Source organism: Psychrobacillus sp. BL-248-WT-3 (assembly GCF_012843435.1).
Taxonomy (GTDB): domain Bacteria; phylum Bacillota; class Bacilli; order Bacillales_A; family Planococcaceae; genus Psychrobacillus.
In genome coordinates this window covers 1-18,010 of record NZ_JABAFC010000050.1, presented here as the reverse complement: position 1 = coordinate 18,010, position 18,010 = coordinate 1, and the positions used below count along the sequence as shown (strand labels likewise).

Sequence of the window (18,010 nt, the reverse complement as noted above, 5' to 3'; positions counted from 1 at the left end):
ACTCTAGCATCATATAAGAGGGTTCTTTTTTTTTCAAGAGCCTGTAAAGTAATCATACAGGAATGCTCCAGCGGGAATAGCGCGAGCTGAAGACCCTGGACCGAGCACAGCGAGGGAGTTTCAAGGAGAGAAAACTAAGGACGTCACATCGTGTGACAACGTTTTCCTGACCAACATCCTGTTGGCCTAAGCCGTGCCCGCGGAAAGCGTTCGCCGCAACGGAAAACAACTTCTTTGCCAGATTGTAGAACTTACGAAAATTTCTAACTACACAAATAACAAAAACAAAAAATGAAGATCACTCATTTGAGTAATCTTCATTTTTATATATGCTAAATATCATTATTTCGTAGGCATTTCTATGTCCACATATTTGTTGTGCTATTTAGTGTACTTAACAATCCTTGATTATATTCTACCCATTTCTTCATTTCTCGCTCTACCGCTTTGTTTTGCCATTCGAACCAAAAGGTCGGGCACTCGCTGCAATGGCTTTCGACACCTTTATTATTGCGCAAATCCCTACATGTAAATAACGTTTTTTTACGGCAATTATAGCAATAAATTTCTTTTTCATCTAATAGCATTATACGTCCCCTCCAATTACAATAAATTATTGACCATAAAGTGGATATTAATACCTTTAAATGGTTGTATTGGAGATTTAAAATCATTTAATCTACTTCATTTATACTATGCCTAAATGAAAAAAGTCTCGAAACCAATGGCTCCGAGACTAGTAAGTTATATTCTTGCATTTATAAACTGTATACTTCTATCTGCGATTAGCTCCTTATCGGCGTCTAACGTAGCAACGTGGTAGCTATTTTCTAGCTCTACGATTTCCTTCCCAACAGAGGAAATTGCTTCATATATTTGAAAGGAATTCTCTGGTGGAACTACATGATCCTCTGTAGATTTAAATATTAGAGCAGGTGCAGTAATTTTAGACAGATTATCACGTACTAGCCTAGATAGCAGAAGAATATCCGACATAGACTTTACAGGGGTTTTTGAATAAGCTAACTCCTTAATCCCTGCCTGCTTAATATCTGAACCAATCCCCTCGACAAATTGCATCTCACTTTGAGAGAGAGTTTCATAGTTTTCAATCAAGTCCGGCATATAGACAGCAGCGTTAATTGGCATAATGCCTTTAATTTCCGGGTAATTTTCGGCCAAATATAAAGTAAGAGTACCACCCATTGATAATCCACAAACAAAAATCTCGGAGCATGTTTCCTGAAGCTTATTCAATCCTTTTTCCACGTCCTTTATCCAATCCTCATAGCTTGCACGCTCCATATCCTCTGGTGCTGTACCATGGCCGGTGAGTCTCGGTCCAAAAACCGTAAAGCCTGCTTCGGCAAACCTTTCCCCTAAATAATGCATACTTTGAGTGGATCCTGTAAATCCATGTATCACTAACACCCCTACATGATTTCCCTCGTAGAAAAATTCCTCTGCACCCTCTAGCACTTCATAATTCACGTTCCCATCCCCCTTCTACGTTTTTATTTACTTAACGACATTTCATACCATTATTCCTTACCACATTTCTATCTCATTTAAACTCTATTTCACTCCAACCAACCGTTTTCATTTGCTTTGTTTACTGCTTGTTGTCTGCTTTCCACGTGAAGCTTTTGGATAGACGAGGATAAATAATTTCGGACAGTACCCTTCGTTAAAAATAATCGCTTTGTGATTTCTGAAGTAGTTAACCCTTCTTTAACGAGACGGAGGACGTCCCTTTCTCGGTCATTCAGAGGATTCTCTACTTTCATGAAAAGAGTGGCTGCTAAATCTCTGCTCACAACCCTTTCGCCAGCAGCCACCTTTCGAATAGACTCTATTAACAAATCAATTGGCTCGTCCTTCAGTAAATATCCAGTTACGTTACTGTCAATCGCTTTTTGTAAATATCCCACTCGGGAAAAAGTAGTGACAATCATAACTTTGCTTGGAATCTGTTCCTCTTCTATTTTTCGAGCGAGCTCCAGTCCCGTCATATATGGCATTTCAATATCTAAAATACATACATCAGGTGTTTCCTTCACAATTAGTTCCCAGGCTGTCTGACCATCCTGTGCCTCTCCAACGACTTCTATATCTGCTTCAAAGGATAATAAAGAAGAAAATGCACCTAGAAGCATTTTCTGATCCTCAGCAATTACTACTCTTATCACGATGTATCCTCCTTACGAATGAATTGGTAATGTAATCGTTATGATAGTGCCTCCAGAGGAACCCTCTTTTACAAGTACGTCGCCTTGTAAAGAATGCATCCGCTCCTTTATCGAGACTAGACCATTTCCAAATCGCTTAATCTCTAAACCAATTCCATCGTCCTTGATATGTACGTAGAATACCTTATCTTTAAACTCTGTATAGATTTCACAACATTTCGCCTGACTATGTCGAAGTATGTTTGTTGTCGCCTCTCTCACACAAAGAGAGATCATGGTTTCCTCTACATTAGATAATGGTTGGCGACAATCATGATTAGATTGAACATTAATTCCCGCAGATTTTAGTACTTGCTCCGAACGTTCTAGCTCACTTTCGAGAGATATAAATTTCATATCCGTCACCAGTTCACTTACCTGCTTCATAGCAGTTCTTGTAGTTGCTAAAATATCGTCTAACTCCCTCTTAACCTTAGCTTGTTCCGTGCCTACTAATTTGGAAGCAAGCTCTGTCTTCAGCTTAATAATCGTTAAAGTATGGCCAATTGTATCATGTAAATCTCTCGCAATTCTCTGTCTTTCTTCTTGCTGAACAAGCTGTTTATTTACTTCATTTAATTTTGTTTGCAGATTAGATGTTTTTAAAAGAAAATACCTTAGTATGGGCAATGCAAGCTGAATAATCATGAAGGCTACTAAGACAGAAAAATCTAAACCATGGAGCTGCTCCTTCCAAAGAAAAAGGATAAAAAGGCAGGCAACTCCTGCTATTCCAAGCCCTATATGAAACTTAGACTTAGCTCTCCCTAACAAATCTGCAAACAAAAAACCAAAAGTAATAATTACAGAGCCCTCGAAAAAGCTTAATATTATAAGAAGCGAGTAACCAACAAGTACAGCACATAGAAGGAGCCAATCCTTATTCCACAATGCAATATAATAGGAAATAACAATGAGTAATAGAAGGATGAGCTGTATTCCGGGATGCAAGGCTGAATCAGATAGCATTACTAAGGTAAAAAGAAAAATGATGGAGGCTACATCAATGATCAAGTATTTGGTCGCCTGATCCTCGGGATAAAATTTTATATTTGTCACCTCTATTCACTAATTATTTGGAGACAGCTGCTACAGCTCTTCTCCTAAGCCACTCCAATGGTCCGGTCTGCAATGTCCGTATACAAACATAGGCAAATAAGAATTGAAATAAAGTAATGCAGAGCCATATAGCGACTATAGTAAAGCTACCTATTTTCCCACCTAATCCTAGACCCCAGCCATAAAATATAATAGAAGCTAAAAGGTTTTGTGAGACGTAGCAGCTTAGTGACATTTTCCCGACTTCTTCTAATCGAGACCAAAGCCACTCTACCTTTCTATATTCTACTAATATACCAAATAATCCTATATAGCCAAGAGACATAATAGGTGCAAATAAATAACGAATAGGCAAATCAAATGCACCACCTGGTACAAATATAAGTAGATTTAATGGAACACCTATATACATACCTAATTTAAATAGTTTTTTACGCTTCTTTTTACCAATCTCTGTTTTAGAAAAAGTACCAGATCGCATAAGAAATACACCTAGTAAAAACAAGCATATATTCATTGGTACGATTAAAATCACTTCTAATCTATAATAAATAAAATTGACCAAACGGTTTTTAACCTGCTCGAGCCATGTACCACTTTCATAGAGTGCCGCTCCCTCATAAGTACCCAATGACATGTTTAATGCCCCCACTAGAGCTGCTACTAAGATTAATAGAATAATGACTGCATGAAAACTTCCGACTCCAATCATTATTTTTTTCATAAAGGAATCTCCTCGTCTTAAAATAAAAGCTACAATTAAACCGGTGACGGCATAGCTCATCAAGATGTCATATTCCATTACGAGCATAAAATGAATAAACCCTTCCAGAAGTAAAAATAATAATGTCCATACATACACGCCAGGCCATGCATTCCCTTTACGTTTCGCCTGCTGGTATTTTATCTCTAGACCCACTCCAAACATGATGGTTAGTAACCCTAGAAACTTTCCGTTTGCAAAAAAGAGAACTGCCATTCTAAGAAAGTCCTCCAATGTCCACCACCCGGTATAGTTTGAAGTCGTTGTATAAGCCAAGTCTCCCAAATAAGCAAAAATCCATATATTAGTCCCTAGTGTTCCTAGCACAGCAAAACCACGAAGAATATCTATTAAGCGCAATCTTTCATTTGTCATCAAATAACCCCCTCTTTCTTCTGTAAAAACTCATTCCCTTATATAAAATAATAAAGAGAAATCACGGATGCTAACATTCACAGCAGTCAGAAGTATAAGATGACACTTGTCATAACTAATCAAAAAAAGACAAGTAATGAACCATCTCGAACATCTCCGAAATGGTTCATTGCTTGTCTTTTCATCTAAGCTTTCTATCGTGAATGCGTTTTAACCAATCATCTAAATAGGCATCAAACAAAATCGGCCTTTCAATCTGTAGGTTATGTCCAGCACCATCTAGAATGGCGTAGGTTGCCTGAGGGAAATTGTCTTTTAAATGGAACGCATCCTCAAATCCTACTACATCATCCTGCCTCCCAAGTAAGAAAACGGACGGTTGTTCAAAGTTTGGTTCTTCAAACCAGCTACTAAAAGAATAGTTACCTGCAATTTTCTCTAGAAATGGTTGATTTGCTCGATTCATTCCACTGACAATTTCTTTCATCCAACGATTGTAGGTGTATTCATTTAATACGACGCAGTTCTCCTCGAATGCCACTTTTATATCGCTTCCCAAGGTTTGTAAGAATAGCTCATCCTTTGCTGCTGTTTGTTTAACAGGAAGTGTTCTTTTATCACGAGTGGCATAAATAACGGGGCAAATAAAGAACGCGCCTAAAATAGAAAAACTTTCCTTAGCGATTACTCCGCGTGCCAAATAACCTCCATATGACTCTGCTACTATTAAAAATGGCTCATTTTGGATTTCCTTTTCTATAAAACCAATCACTATATCTAACATATCATCGGTATTGTTTAGATGAGCGAATTGCTTGGATTTACCCATTCCAGGTAAGTCTATGTATATTCTTTTATAGGAAGCTCCTGACTTTTGAAAGAAAGGCTCCATACATCCCTTCATCAGCTCCATATCAGGCGAAAACCCATGAAGCATTAAAATAGGGGTTCCTTCTCCGTATATTTCATAATAGATTTCTACGTCCTTTATTGATGTGTACATACTATTGTTCTCCTCCATTACTGACAAGCGCCAAGTGGATTACCATCCGGATCAAAAAATGTAAAGTACTTCTTATCCCCATCTCCGTCTAGTGAATTTACCGCAATTCCTTTAGATTTTAACTCATCATAAAGCGTCTCTATATCCTCGGGTATAAAGTTAATATATTTCCCTACGCCAAAATGGTTCGAAGGAAATTTCATAGGAGTATGATATTCTACCTTGACTAAACAAACGACAGTCGGTGAATCACTTGATATCTTCATGACTGCAGCTTCTTCCTCTATATAGTTTAGCTGGAAACCTAGTACCTCCTCGTACCAGCGCGCTGAAACCTTAGAGTCCCTCACAGGGATAAAAATCCCCTCTACGCCCTTAAGCAATGACTTGTTCAAGTTGTATCCTCCTCTCACTTCTTCTGTATAACTATTCGGTGGCTCACTGGATTTTCCTTCTTTATTTGACTTTCGTGAAAGAAAAAAAACTTGAAGCTGTTAAATATCAGCTTCAAGTTTTTTAGTTCTTTTCCATATTCTCGATTAAGTCTAATAATCTTTGTCTTTTGTCATCGGCTTCTTCATGAATGATTTTAAATTCATAGCCAGTCTTTTCTTCATTAATTGAAATCTCTAGAAGATCTCCTTCTTTAGCGTCAATTGTAAACTTTTCTTTTAAAATAACTAGCTTGTCCGATTTATCATTCTTACCAAAAAGAATAACAAAAAAATCGTCGAAATGATCAAGTATATATTTTTTCGCTTCCATGTATTCTAACCCCCTTTTTTAAAAAGCTTATGTATTTAAAAATAATAAGAATTTATTTTATTTAATTTCAGAGTAAAGTTCCTAAATCTTATTCTATACTATATACTTACTTATTTTCACCTATTTTGTCTACTATTTATATAAACTTTTTAAAACGTTCATAATTCCACCTTTTTAATGAAACAGAAGAAATTTTTTCTATTTTCTTTAAGTATTTGTTATCTTTTATAAAAAGTTGACTAAGACATTATAAATTAGACGTTTTTTGACAAAAAAAGTTACTTCTCAATAGTATGAGAAGTAACTTAAAAATTATACGAATTTAATCATTTTATAATTTTTCTTTCCTCTTCTAATAATCATAAATTCATCTTCCAGTCTATCCTCTTGCCCTACAACATAACCAATTTCTGTAATTCGCTCTCCATTGATCGAGATAGCCCCATTTGTTACATCTTCACGTGCCTGTCTTTTAGATGGAGACACTGTGGCCTCCACTATAAAGTCAACTATGTTTTTATCCTCTTTTTCCATTTCCACGGTTGGAACATCCTTAAAAGCATCTTTCATTTCACTTGCTGTTAGTGCTTTTAAGTTTCCACTAAATAGCGCCTGAGAGATTCTCACTGCTTGGTCTAATGATTCTTGACCATGTACTAGGCGAGTCATTTCTTCTGCAAGTGTTATTTGGGCTTTACGTAAGTGCGGCTCATTTTGCACGGTTACTTCTAATGCTTCAATTTCAGCTCTCTCTAGGAAAGTGAAAATCTTCAAGTATTTAATCACATCTGAATCAGCAGTATTAATCCAGAATTGGTAAAACTCATACGGTGAAGTTTTTTGTGCGTCTAACCATACGGAACCCGAAGCAGATTTACCGAACTTCGTACCATCCGCTTTCGTCACTAATGGAATTGTAATACCATATGCCTTAGTTTCCTCTTCATGTGTTTTGCGAATCATTTCTAAACCAGTCGTAATATTCCCCCATTGATCGGATCCACCTACTTGAACACGGCAGCCATAATGATTGAATAAGTGGTTGAAGTCAATACCTTGGATTAATGTGTACGTAAACTCTGTGAATGACAGTCCTGAATCTAAACGTGAAGCAATAGAATCCTTCCCAAGCATGTAATTGATATTAATAAGTTTGCCGTAGTCTCTTAAAAATTCAATAACAGACATTGGTCCAATCCAGTCCCGATTGTTTACCATCTGTGCTCCATTTTCAGATTGAAAATCAAAGATTCGTTCCATCTGCTTTTTAATCCCTTGGACATTTAAATCAATTTGATCCGTAGTCTGCAGCTGTCTTTCCTCCGAACGACCAGAAGGATCTCCAATCATTCCGGTAGCTCCTCCTACTAAAAGAATAGGACGATGTCCGTGCATTTGAAATCTACGAAGTGTTAGGAGTGGAACGATGTGCCCAATGTGCATACTGTCTGCGGTTGGGTCAACTCCACAATATAGAGAGATTTTTTCAGTAGATAGTAGTTTTTCCATTCCTTCTGCATCCGTTTGTTGATACAAAAGGCCTCTCCATTGTAGGTCTTCAATTAATGAGTTTGTCATTTTGTTTCCTCCTTTTATTGGATTGAGCAATACCAAACAAATTGCCTATAAACAAAAAAGTCCCTACATGATAAAAATCATGCAGGGACGCTTAGTCATTAGCGCGGTACCACCCAGCTTGAAGGATCAATCCTTCCGCTTTTTCACATGTAACGTTGTGAAAACGTATAACTCCAAGCCTGTAATTCGCTTTTATACACTGACTAACTTTCACCGACCGTTAGCTCTCTAAACAGTATGTATAATCACTACTTCGGACTTTTCTTCGTTAAATGATATACCTATTTTACCTAATTTGTTTCGGATGTCAATAAGTATCGTCTAACATATTGGACTATGATATAATATTCATGATTTGGAGGTCGAGAAATAAATGAATAAATGGATGGAGAAATTCCACTTATATAAAGAGAAAGTAGATGCCTGGCAATCAACCAAGTGGGCAAGAAGGTTACGTATATCTTCAAGTGTCGTATGGAATTTATGCTTAATATTTTTAGTAGTCGGCCTCATACTTGGAGCATTTGCCACAGCTGTGGGAGCAGGCTATTTCACTTCTTTAATAAAGGATGAACCTTTAAGAAAGAAAGAAGAAATGCGAGCAGCCGTGTTTAATTATGAAGAGACTTCTGAAATTTACTTTGCAGGGGATGTCTACCTTGGGAAGCTAAGAACTGATTTAGAAAGAACTGAAACAGATCTTGCAAATGTCTCCCCTTATGTCATTGATGCAGTGTTAGCTACCGAGGACGAATACTTTAAAGTCCATAACGGGATTGTTCCTAAAGCCATCTTCAGAGGTCTATTACAGGATATGACGAACTCAGATACTCAAACGGGCGGTTCTACATTAACCCAACAGCTGATTAAAAATCAAATCCTTACAAATGAAGTTTCTTATGAACGAAAAGCTAAGGAAATTCTTTTAGCAATGCGACTAGAAGAGTTTATGAGCAAGGACGAAATATTAGAGGCTTATCTTAATATTATACCGTATGGTAGAAATGCAAACGGTCGTAATATCGCTGGAATCGAAACTGCAGCACAGGGAATTTTTAATGTGAAGGCTAAAGACCTGACTCTCCCACAGGCTGCTTACATTGCAGGTATTCCACAAGCCCCTTTTAAATACACCCCTTTTAGTAATGGTGGAGTATTAAAGGAAGGCGAATCGTTAAAGCATGGTATAGACCGCATGAAAGTCGTACTATATCGGATGAAAGAAACCGGATATATAACAGAAGCGGAATACCAAGCTGCAGTTAACTATGATATTACAAAAGACTTTAGACAAAAGGAAACGTTGCCAGAGGAAAAGTATCCATGGCTTACCTTTGAAATTGAAAAGAGAGTTAGAGATATTTTAAGTGTTCAGCTAGCTGAAAAAGACGGAGTGGATTTAGAAGCTCTAGAAAAAGATGATCCTCTAATTGAAAAGTATAATATTATGGCACAGCGTGCTGCTAGTACAGGCGGTTATCGTATTCATACTACTATTAACAAGGATATGTATGAAAAAATGCTTCAAGTAAGAGATGCGTTTGAGTCTTATGGACATACGTATACGAATATTAGTGTTAAAGATCCTATTACTGGAGAAACAGTCACAAAGGATTTCCCTGTACAAGTTGGAAGTATGCTAATAGAAAATGGAACTGGCCGTATTCTCTCGTTCTTAGGTGGTCGAGATTATAATGTAGAGCAATATAATCATGCTACTCAGGCAGTACGCTCCATGGGTTCTACGATTAAGCCATTGGTAGTTTATGCACCAGCTATTGAATACGGTGTAATTGGAGCAGGAAGTCCTCTTGCAGACGTTAAATTTAATATAAATGACAATGGAAATAAGTGGTCTCCTTCTAACTATACGACTGAACAGGAGCTTGGGATTATTTCTGCTCGACAAGCAGTAACAACTTCCCAAAACTTATCGACCATTAGACTTTATGATCAAATAAAAGATAAAAAGCCAACTGATTTCATGATGAAAATGGGCTTTGAAAGCATTGAAGAAGATGAATATGCTAACCTTGCCCTTTCTATTGGAGGCATGAGAAAAGGTGCTTCTTTAGAAGAAAATACAAATGCATACGGAACTTTTGCGAATAATGGTCAATTTGTTGATGCATATATGATTGAGAAAATTGTAGACGTGGAAGGCAATGTCGTTTACCAGCATAAAGTGGAGCCTGTGGATGTATTTAGCCCGCAAACGGCATATATTATGACTGATATTTTAAGAGATGTGATGACACAGGGTACTGCTAAGCTGGCAAACTCTCGTCTAAAATTCCAATCTGATTTTGGCGCGAAAACTGGTACAACACAAGGTCATAGTGATTCATGGTTAGTAGGGTACAATCCAAATGTTTCATTGGGTGTTTGGCTTGGTTATGACGAGCAAAAGCTTACATTATTCCATATGAACAATCGTTATGGGCACCCAAGTGTGCGTATCAATACACTTTGGTCGAACATGATGAATGCGATGTATGACATTAACCCTGAGCTAATGGATGCACCAAATGCTTTCCAAGCACCTGAAGGAGTCGTTTCCAGATCTTTCTGTGGTATTTCCGGTCTAGCACCTTCTACTGCTTGTGAGCAGGCAGGTCTTGTAAAATCGGATTTATTTAATTCGAAGGTTATGCTTCCTACGCAGGCAGACGATAGTCTAGTATCCTCATCTTATGTAGTCATCAACGGTAGTAAATACCGATCATTGGATTCTACTCCAAGCGAATTTGTTACTGCAGGTGGTCACGGAGTAAGTGAGGACTTTATAAAACGAATGCTTGGACGATTTGGTGGAGACGCTAGTAAGCTATTCCCGAATGATTCATCATTTGCTAGCAATGTAGTTTCAGAAAAGGTATTTGAGGCAGACGGTACTCCCCCTGCTCCAGTAACAACCTCTCTGACAGGAAATACAATGACATGGACAAAATCGGCTTCTAGTGATGTAGTCGGATATCGTGTATACCAAGTCGTTAATGGTAACAGAGTTCTGATGGCAACTAAGAAAGAGGCAGAAAATTATAGCTATCAAATCACCTCTCCAGGTCAATATGTAGTAGTAACAGTTGATATAACCGGATTACAATCTGGTGCATCTAACATAGCTACTATTAATGCTCCAGAGCCTGTGATACCAGTTCTTCCCCCGGAGGAACCGGTAGAAGAAGTGCCTGAACAGCCTGTCCCAGGTGATGGTAATGGCGGTGGGGGTGAGGTAATCATTACACCTCCAGTCGAGCCTACCCCACCACCGGAAGAAGAATCTACACCATAACAAGAAAAGCGCAGGCGCCTGTCTCTGCCCCGACAGGCAAATGGAGAAAAGCGAGGAGGCAGTTCCTCAGCCACCGGAGCTTTTATCCATTTGACCCGAGGGGCAAGGCGCTGGAGCTAGACATTAATTTATCCACAGGTTCAGAATTTTATAATTTCCTAAATAAAGAGAAAAAGCGGTGACTAATAGTCATCGCTTTTTTGTTTCGATAAAAAAGAACTTCAGACACCACAACTAGTAATTGAAAAAAATAATACATGCAGAATAAAAATAGTGTGATTTCCATTTTTCCCCTTCCAATATATTTTTTGCGTGACCACCAATAAAACTAAATAAAAAAGGAGCACTAATTCATATGCGAATTGGTGCCCCTAATTTGAATAACAATTAAAATTTCCTAACAATATTCCAATGTGCTTTTGTGAAAAAACTAATCTTCCATCGTAGATAAATCACCAGTTGGAAGCTGTAATTCCCATGCCTTTAATACTCGGCGCATAATCTTACCGCTTCTAGTTTTAGGTAGCTTATCCTTAAACTCAATTTCTCTAGGAGCTGCATGAGCGGCAAGACCCTTCTTCACAAATTGCTGAATATCGGCAATGAGCTCATCAGAAGGCTCATACCCTTCATTTAAAGCAACAAATGCTTTAATAATCTCTCCACGGACTGGATCTGGCTTCCCTATTACTCCTGCCTCAAGAATTGCAGGATGCTCTAACAATTTACTTTCCACTTCGAATGGACCTACACGCTCACCTGAGGTCATAATTACGTCGTCTACTCTTCCTTGAAACCAGAAATAACCATCATCATCCATATATGCGGAATCTCCTGAGAAGTACCATTCATCATTAATAAAATAGGATTCAAACTTTTCTTGGTTTTTCCAAACCTGACGCATCATAGATGGCCATCCTTTTTTGATGGCAAGGTTACCCATTGTGAATGGCGGGACCTCTACTCCATTGTTATCAATAATTGCAGCCTTAATGCCTGGCAATGGTTTCCCCATGGAACCGGGCTTAATCGGAAGGCAGCCATAGTTACAAATCATTTGAGCGCCTGTTTCAGTCATCCACCAAGTATCATGAATTCGTTTATTGAATACCTGCATTCCCCACTTAATAACCTCAGGGTTAAGTGGCTCACCAACTGATAATACATGACGCAGGGAGGTTAGATCATATTTCTTCACGATGCCATCCCCAGCACCCATTAGCATACGAAAAGCAGTTGGAGCACTGTACCAAACCGTAACCTTATATTCTTCTATTGCTTTATACCAAGCATCTGGTGAGAAACGTCCACCTAAGATTAAGGAAGTTGTTCCAGCAAGCCAAGGTCCAAATATTCCATAGGAAGTTCCAGTAACCCAACCTGGGTCTGCCGTACACCAATAGATATCATCTTCTCTTATATCCATAACCCATTTCATGGACTGATAGTGTTGTACCATCGCGTAATGAACATGTAATATTCCTTTAGGCTTACCAGTAGAGCCAGAAGTATAATGCAGTATAAGTCCATCTTCTTTATCTACCCATTCTATTTCAAATTCATCAGAGGCATTGTTTAACGCCTTATTAAAGTCTACAAATTTATCATCCTCTTGAATATTGTCTCCCACTAGAAAAACAGTTTCCAAATCTGGTAGACGATCTAAAGGTATTCTTCCTAGCAATTCAGGTGTAGTGACAATTGCCTTCGCTTCGCTATCTAGTAAACGATCATACACTGCCCCTTCCATAAAGGCTTCAAACAATGGACCAACAATTGCGCCCATTTTTACTGCCCCTAATAAAGCAAAATATAATTCCGGAGATCTTGGCATAAAAATAAATAGGCGGTCCCCTTTTGCTAAATTAGAGTGCTCTTTGTAAACGTTTGCAGCTTTGTCTGTCCAGGTTTTCATGTTAGCAAATGTATATGACTCCTTGCGATCAACATCTTGATAATATAAGGCTACCTTGTCCTTAATATCTGATGCTGCATGACGGTCAATCGCTTCGTATGCCATATTCACCTTGCCTGTCTCATACCAGGAAAAAGACTTTTCAGCTTCCTCCCATTGAAAATCCTGAGCAGTTTTCTCATAGTCCTTTAATTGATACTCCTCTTGTACTACTGGTAACGCTTCGATTTTCATCCCAATTCACCCTTTCTAAATATACTCTCTTATATTCTACAATACTCTCACAAAGTAATGCTAATGTTTTAACTTTTTTGAATGTTTTGTTACATAACGGAAGTAATCGCTTTCTTCTTAAAAAATCATGTATAATAGTGGCAACTGTAACTAAATTATAGGTGGTGAATATGTGGAACATAAAAAAGTATTTTATTCGATAGAGAAAGAGACAAAGCATGGTCCAATTACTATTGAAGGACCCGTAGCATCTGAAGAATTAGCCAAGTTGACTTTCCATGAGGATTTAATAGCATTTCGAAATCCTCAGCAACAACATAAAGCAATTATCGAAATTGCAAAGTTACCAGAGGGTCGGATTATCATTGTTAGAGAAAAGGACATGATTGTTGGGTACTGTACATTTCTTCACCCAGACCCACTAGAACGTTGGTCCCAAGGGAACATGGAAAACTTAATAGAATTAGGGGCTATTGAAGTTATTCCAAAATACCGTGGAACTGGAGTCGGAAAAGAATTACTCAGAGTCTCTATGATGGACGATGCGATGGAAGATTATATAACGATTACAACTGAATACTATTGGCATTGGGATTTAAAAGGAACCGGTTTAAATGTATGGGAGTACCGAAAGATGATGGAAAAAATGATGATGGCTGGTGGCCTAGAATATTTTGCAACAGATGATCCAGAGATCAGCTCCCATCCAGCCAATTGCTTGATGGCCAAAATAGGTAGCCGTGTGGACAATGAATCCATCCAGCAATTTGATCAATTACGCTTTATGAATCGTTTCATGTATTAAGGAAGATGTTTTAAATTTCTCACAAAGGGGTTTGGTTTTATGCTTGTAGAAGAAATCATGAATACATCAGTACCTACTTTAACACCATCACATACTATAAATGATGCTTTAAAAGTATTAAAGGAGAAACGTATTAGGCACATACCGATCGTTAATGAGGAACGTGAAGTTTTAGGGGTGGTAACAGACCGTGACTTAAAGGAAGCAACTCCCTCCTCTCTACAGGATAGAAAGGATGCGGAGATTTTAGATATGCCATTAGAAAAAATTATGACTAAAAACCCTATTACTGGGCACCCTCTTGATTTTGTCGAGGAAACTGCTAGTATTTTCTACGATAATCGTATAGGTTGCCTACCTATAGTGAGTCAAGGGAAGCTAGTCGGCATGATTACAGAATCGGATCTTCTCTATAAATTTATCGAGCTGACAGGTGTGCATCAGCCGGGATCTCAGATGGAAATACGGGTACCCAACCGACCAGGCGTCTTATTTGAAATATCTAAAGTAATTTATGAGCAAAAAGTGAATTTACTTAGCGTCTTAGTATATCCCGATAAAAATGATAGTGAATACAAGATTCTCGTTCTACGTGTCAAAACGATGAATCCTCTCAAATTGGTTCAAGCAGTAAGAGATGCCGGCTTTGAGGTTTTATGGCCAAGCCAGCCGGGATTGAATGTATGAAAAAGAATGCTGTTTTTATCTTCTCAGAAAATCAGCTTGGTTATAAATTTTCAGAAACTCATCCCTTTAACCAAAAACGCCTGACACTTACTGTTGACCTTTTAATGGAAATGAATTCACTATCACCTTCGGATATTGTGGCACCCCGTATAGCAACGGATGAAGAACTATGTTTAGTGCATGACCCTGGTTACATTGATATTGTTAAAAAAGCTAGTCAAGAGACAGAGAGTACCTCCAAATATGAGAGTTATGGGATTGGAACTGAAGATACCCCAATTTTTCCCCAAATGCATGAAGCAAGTGCCAGCTTAGTTGGAGGCACACTGACTGCTGTAGACTATGTAATGGAGGGAAAATCCAACCACGCGGTAAACTTAGGTGGTGGACTGCATCATGGATTTAAAGGCAGAGCCTCTGGATTTTGTGTCTATAATGACAGTTCCGTTGCGATTAAATATATGCAGGAAAAGTATAATGCTCGTGTACTTTACATAGACACGGATGCTCATCACGGTGATGGCGTGCAATGGAGCTTCTATGACGACCCTAATGTTTGTACTGTTTCTATTCACGAAACCGGAAGATACCTTTTCCCTGGAACCGGAAATATTACCGAAAGAGGAACTGGTGAAGGCTATGGAACTTCATTTAATTTCCCCATCGATGCCTTTACAGAGGATGATTCTTTTCTGGATATTTATCGGACAAGCTTAACGGAAATTGTTGAATGGTTTAAGCCTGATGTTATTTTAAGTCAAAACGGTGCCGATGCTCATTATTTTGACCCCCTCACGCACTTGTATGGGACGATGAATATCTATAGAGAAATACCTAAACTTGCCCACGAGCTAGCACATAAGTATTGTGAAGGTCGTTGGATAGCGGTTGGTGGTGGTGGATATGATATTTGGAGAGTTGTCCCAAGGGCTTGGTCTTTACTTTGGATGGAGATGAATGATATTCCATCGCCAACTGGGAATCTACCACAGGCCTGGCTCGATAGATGGAGTGCAGAGTCACCTATTCCCTTTATCCCAACATGGATGGATCCAAATCCACTCTATGAGCCTATACCTAGAAAGCTAGAGATAACAGAAAAGAACAAGCAAATGCTAGATAAAGCTTTGTATCAGCTGCGAAGCCAAAAGTCATACAAAAAGCTAGACTAATAATTTAATCATAAAAAAACAGGGTGGTTATTAACTCCACTCTGTTTTTATTTCTCTTTTTTTTAAAAGGCCATATTAAAGGGTAGGGTTGATTTTAGATCAAATAAATTTTTAAGCAGAAAGTAGAATTGATTTCCGCCCCAGCCGGACGCTTTCCTCGGGGTGAGCGATAAGCCATCACCCATCGCTTACGCGCATGGTTGTGATGTCTTATCTGTCTCACTCATCCCGTAGGAGTCGCCGTCTGGTGCTCCAATCAATAAATGGAAATGGCTTTCATTCGTCGATAGATTCCAACCATATTTCATGATTTACATATGCATTAATAGCAATTTGAAATGTCCTTTTTTAAATATTTTCAGTCCCTATAAGAAAGAAACTTTTAGTCAAAATCAACCAATCACTTAAACAAAGCTTTTTAAAAATTAGCATCTTACATATTTTCTTTTAAAACCAAGTCTATCCCTATCTATTTCTTTTTGTATATTGCTATATGCATCCAGAAGGCTACTTTTTTTCTTATGCTGATTTATTTCTATTGTTCCTATTGATTTAGCAGTTTCTATAGCCTTTTCATGAAGCGGCAAATAGGAAACCCCTACGGTGTAAATAAAATTATTCATAGAGGATTTAACTCGCTCGGGCGAATCATGTATGCTTTTACTCACCATATCCAACATATTAGATATCTTACTCTTAGAAAATTCCTCATCTTTTCTATTTCCTAATAGCCAACAATAACAGCTCCAACCAGCTGAGCTTGTTAACTCTTCATCACTTGCAATCCATTGATCGGCAACTTCTTGTGCAAGATCAGACTCGGACAATGTAACGGCTACAACGTAATCAGACAGCATATAAAAATATGCCCCCTTTATCCAACGCTCAAAATCAGACACCTTCATCGCTTTAGGATCTGCAACAATTCCTGCGAAGTACATCGCATCGTAATTGCCTGTCGCATAAAGCTCCTCCGCTAACTGCTGATTAATTTTAATCTTCTTTGCAATTGGCTTCATTGCCCCTGTAGCTACCCCAAAAAGCGGTTCCCGGGCACCATTAGAAAGGTATATTTTTTTAGTCCGTTCCTTTCCTAACGCTTCAAGCTCCTGCATTACCGTTTCCATATTCATGATTTGCTTCCCCCCACTTTATATTTTTGACATACGCTTATTTCTAACATTCATTTCACTTTAAACATAATAGATTTCTAATTTATAGAGATTAAATTATAATAAGCTGTAAGAAAAAGTAATTTTTAACTACTGGGTTAAATATAATTTCGTAAGATTCATAGCTAATACTATTAAAGATTGCCGAGAAAAGAGGTATACATTTGGGTTTTACCATTTTAATGTTTATTGGTTTGTTATTCTTTGTTTTCTGTTTTATCGTAGGTGCTTTCTATTGGTTTAGTGATAGAGGAAATAAATTTTAAAAACAAAGACTTTTACTATCACTTTTTGCACCCAAGCTAATAAGAGCATCTTACCTGATCATCTTCGCATACATTGCCCATACTTAGATGTTTCTAGACCTCTGCGTAAATATACCAATTACTATGATGATCGTACCATTAAGCGCAAACAAAAAACTGAAAAACACCATAAGCATCCCAGTTGCAAACCCACCAGGGTCAAAGGGACTCACACTTGCATATGTAATAAAAAAAACTAAAGGCGTTAAAAGTAAGACAATTATTCCAGCCCAGATTCTTTTCCTTTTATTTTTTCCAGCAATTTTGAATGCCATCAAGTTTGTAATACCCAAGACAATGAAGAATATTAAAAGAATTATAATCCCTATCTGAACCAACTCCTTTTTACCTAAATAATACCATATTATATTTATTAATGATTTTTTATTTAAGGAGTCTAATAATATGAAGACTTGGAAGTATAAAACCACTAACCAATTTTTTGACTACTTGGATTTTCACGACTGCGTTATATCGTACAACTTTTATTATGTGAAAACGTCTGTGTAAGAAGTAACAAAAAAATGGAGTGATATTATGGTATTTATGTTCAATAAAATAACACTTTTTAGCATAAGTGTAAACGCTAAAATAAAATGGACAGTTGCTGCTAAATAACATTGAACACTTTCGCTAATCTAATAGATTTTCAGT

At 37.8% G+C, this 18,010-nt stretch carries 15 protein-coding genes and 1 other annotated feature; of the genes, 4 read left to right on the top strand and 11 right to left on the bottom strand.

From position 1 onward, the window contains the following. Positions 1-359: 359 nt before the first annotated feature. The 9 genes from HF876_RS17280 to tyrS all read right to left on the bottom strand — a co-directional run bounded on the left by HF876_RS17280 (position 360) and on the right by tyrS (position 7,771). The gene (locus tag HF876_RS17280; protein ID WP_169361298.1) at positions 360-587 is read right to left on the bottom strand and encodes a hypothetical protein; all 228 of its coding nucleotides are present in this window, start codon (positions 585-587) and stop codon (positions 360-362) included. Between the two features lie 157 nt (positions 588-744). After that, entirely contained in the window at positions 745-1,491 is a 747-nt protein-coding gene (locus HF876_RS17275) for an alpha/beta fold hydrolase (RefSeq protein ID WP_169361297.1), read from the bottom strand. A gap of 89 nt (positions 1,492-1,580) precedes the next feature. Next, positions 1,581-2,189: a response regulator gene (locus HF876_RS17270; protein ID WP_169361296.1), complete on the bottom strand. Its 609-nt coding sequence runs from the start codon at positions 2,187-2,189 to the stop codon at positions 1,581-1,583. Between the two features lie 12 nt (positions 2,190-2,201). Next, positions 2,202-3,287 carry a sensor histidine kinase gene (locus HF876_RS17265; RefSeq protein WP_346764099.1) on the bottom strand — a complete coding sequence of 362 codons (1,086 nt, stop codon included), beginning with the start codon at positions 3,285-3,287 and terminating at the stop codon, positions 2,202-2,204. A gap of 13 nt (positions 3,288-3,300) precedes the next feature. Continuing rightward, complete coding sequence (locus HF876_RS17260; RefSeq protein WP_205964158.1) at positions 3,301-4,425, bottom strand: DUF418 domain-containing protein; 1,125 nt, start codon at positions 4,423-4,425, stop codon at positions 3,301-3,303. Between the two features lie 181 nt (positions 4,426-4,606). Then, positions 4,607-5,428 carry an alpha/beta fold hydrolase gene (locus HF876_RS17255; protein ID WP_169361294.1) on the bottom strand — a complete coding sequence of 274 codons (822 nt, stop codon included), beginning with the start codon at positions 5,426-5,428 and terminating at the stop codon, positions 4,607-4,609. 17 nt (positions 5,429-5,445) lie between these two features. Beyond that, positions 5,446-5,823, bottom strand: a complete 378-nt coding sequence (locus tag HF876_RS17250) for a VOC family protein (RefSeq protein ID WP_169361293.1) — start codon at positions 5,821-5,823, stop codon at positions 5,446-5,448. Between the two features lie 121 nt (positions 5,824-5,944). Next, a complete protein-coding gene (locus tag HF876_RS17245) occupies positions 5,945-6,193 on the bottom strand; it encodes a hypothetical protein (RefSeq protein ID WP_169361292.1) in 249 nt (82 codons plus the stop codon). Positions 6,194-6,505: 312 nt separating this feature from the next. Beyond that, the gene (tyrS, locus tag HF876_RS17240; RefSeq protein WP_169361291.1) at positions 6,506-7,771 is read right to left on the bottom strand and encodes a tyrosine--tRNA ligase; all 1,266 of its coding nucleotides are present in this window, start codon (positions 7,769-7,771) and stop codon (positions 6,506-6,508) included. 80 nt (positions 7,772-7,851) lie between these two features. Continuing rightward, positions 7,852-8,046 (bottom strand) — a binding site (T-box leader). Positions 8,047-8,144: 98 nt separating this feature from the next. On the opposite strand from tyrS, the gene HF876_RS17235 reads away from it, so the two are divergent. After that, a complete protein-coding gene (locus HF876_RS17235) occupies positions 8,145-11,066 on the top strand; it encodes a transglycosylase domain-containing protein (protein ID WP_169361290.1) in 2,922 nt (973 codons plus the stop codon). A 430-nt stretch (positions 11,067-11,496) separates the two neighbouring features. Here HF876_RS17235 and acsA read toward each other — a convergent pair whose 3' ends face one another. Continuing rightward, positions 11,497-13,215: an acetate--CoA ligase gene (gene acsA / locus HF876_RS17230; protein WP_169361289.1), complete on the bottom strand. Its 1,719-nt coding sequence runs from the start codon at positions 13,213-13,215 to the stop codon at positions 11,497-11,499. Between the two features lie 172 nt (positions 13,216-13,387). Here acsA and HF876_RS17225 point away from each other — a divergent pair, with 172 nt between their 5' ends. Genes HF876_RS17225 through HF876_RS17215 form a run of 3 tightly spaced genes read left to right on the top strand, consistent with a single transcriptional unit; the run spans position 13,388 to position 15,879 of the window. Beyond that, on the top strand, positions 13,388-14,020 hold the full coding sequence (locus tag HF876_RS17225) for a GNAT family N-acetyltransferase (RefSeq protein WP_169361288.1): 633 nt from the start codon (positions 13,388-13,390) through the stop codon (positions 14,018-14,020). A gap of 39 nt (positions 14,021-14,059) precedes the next feature. Next, on the top strand, positions 14,060-14,707 hold the full coding sequence (locus HF876_RS17220) for an acetoin utilization AcuB family protein (RefSeq protein WP_169361287.1): 648 nt from the start codon (positions 14,060-14,062) through the stop codon (positions 14,705-14,707). After that, positions 14,677-15,879, top strand: coding sequence for an acetoin utilization protein AcuC (locus HF876_RS17215; protein ID WP_169361286.1), 1,203 nt, complete (start codon positions 14,677-14,679; stop codon positions 15,877-15,879). The genes HF876_RS17220 and HF876_RS17215 overlap by 31 nt, the downstream gene beginning before the upstream one ends. Positions 15,880-16,304: 425 nt before the next feature. Here the strand turns inward: HF876_RS17215 and HF876_RS17210 are convergent, their stop codons facing one another. Further along, positions 16,305-17,012: a DNA alkylation repair protein gene (locus HF876_RS17210; RefSeq protein ID WP_169361285.1), complete on the bottom strand. Its 708-nt coding sequence runs from the start codon at positions 17,010-17,012 to the stop codon at positions 16,305-16,307. Positions 17,013-18,010: the final 998 nt, after the last annotated feature.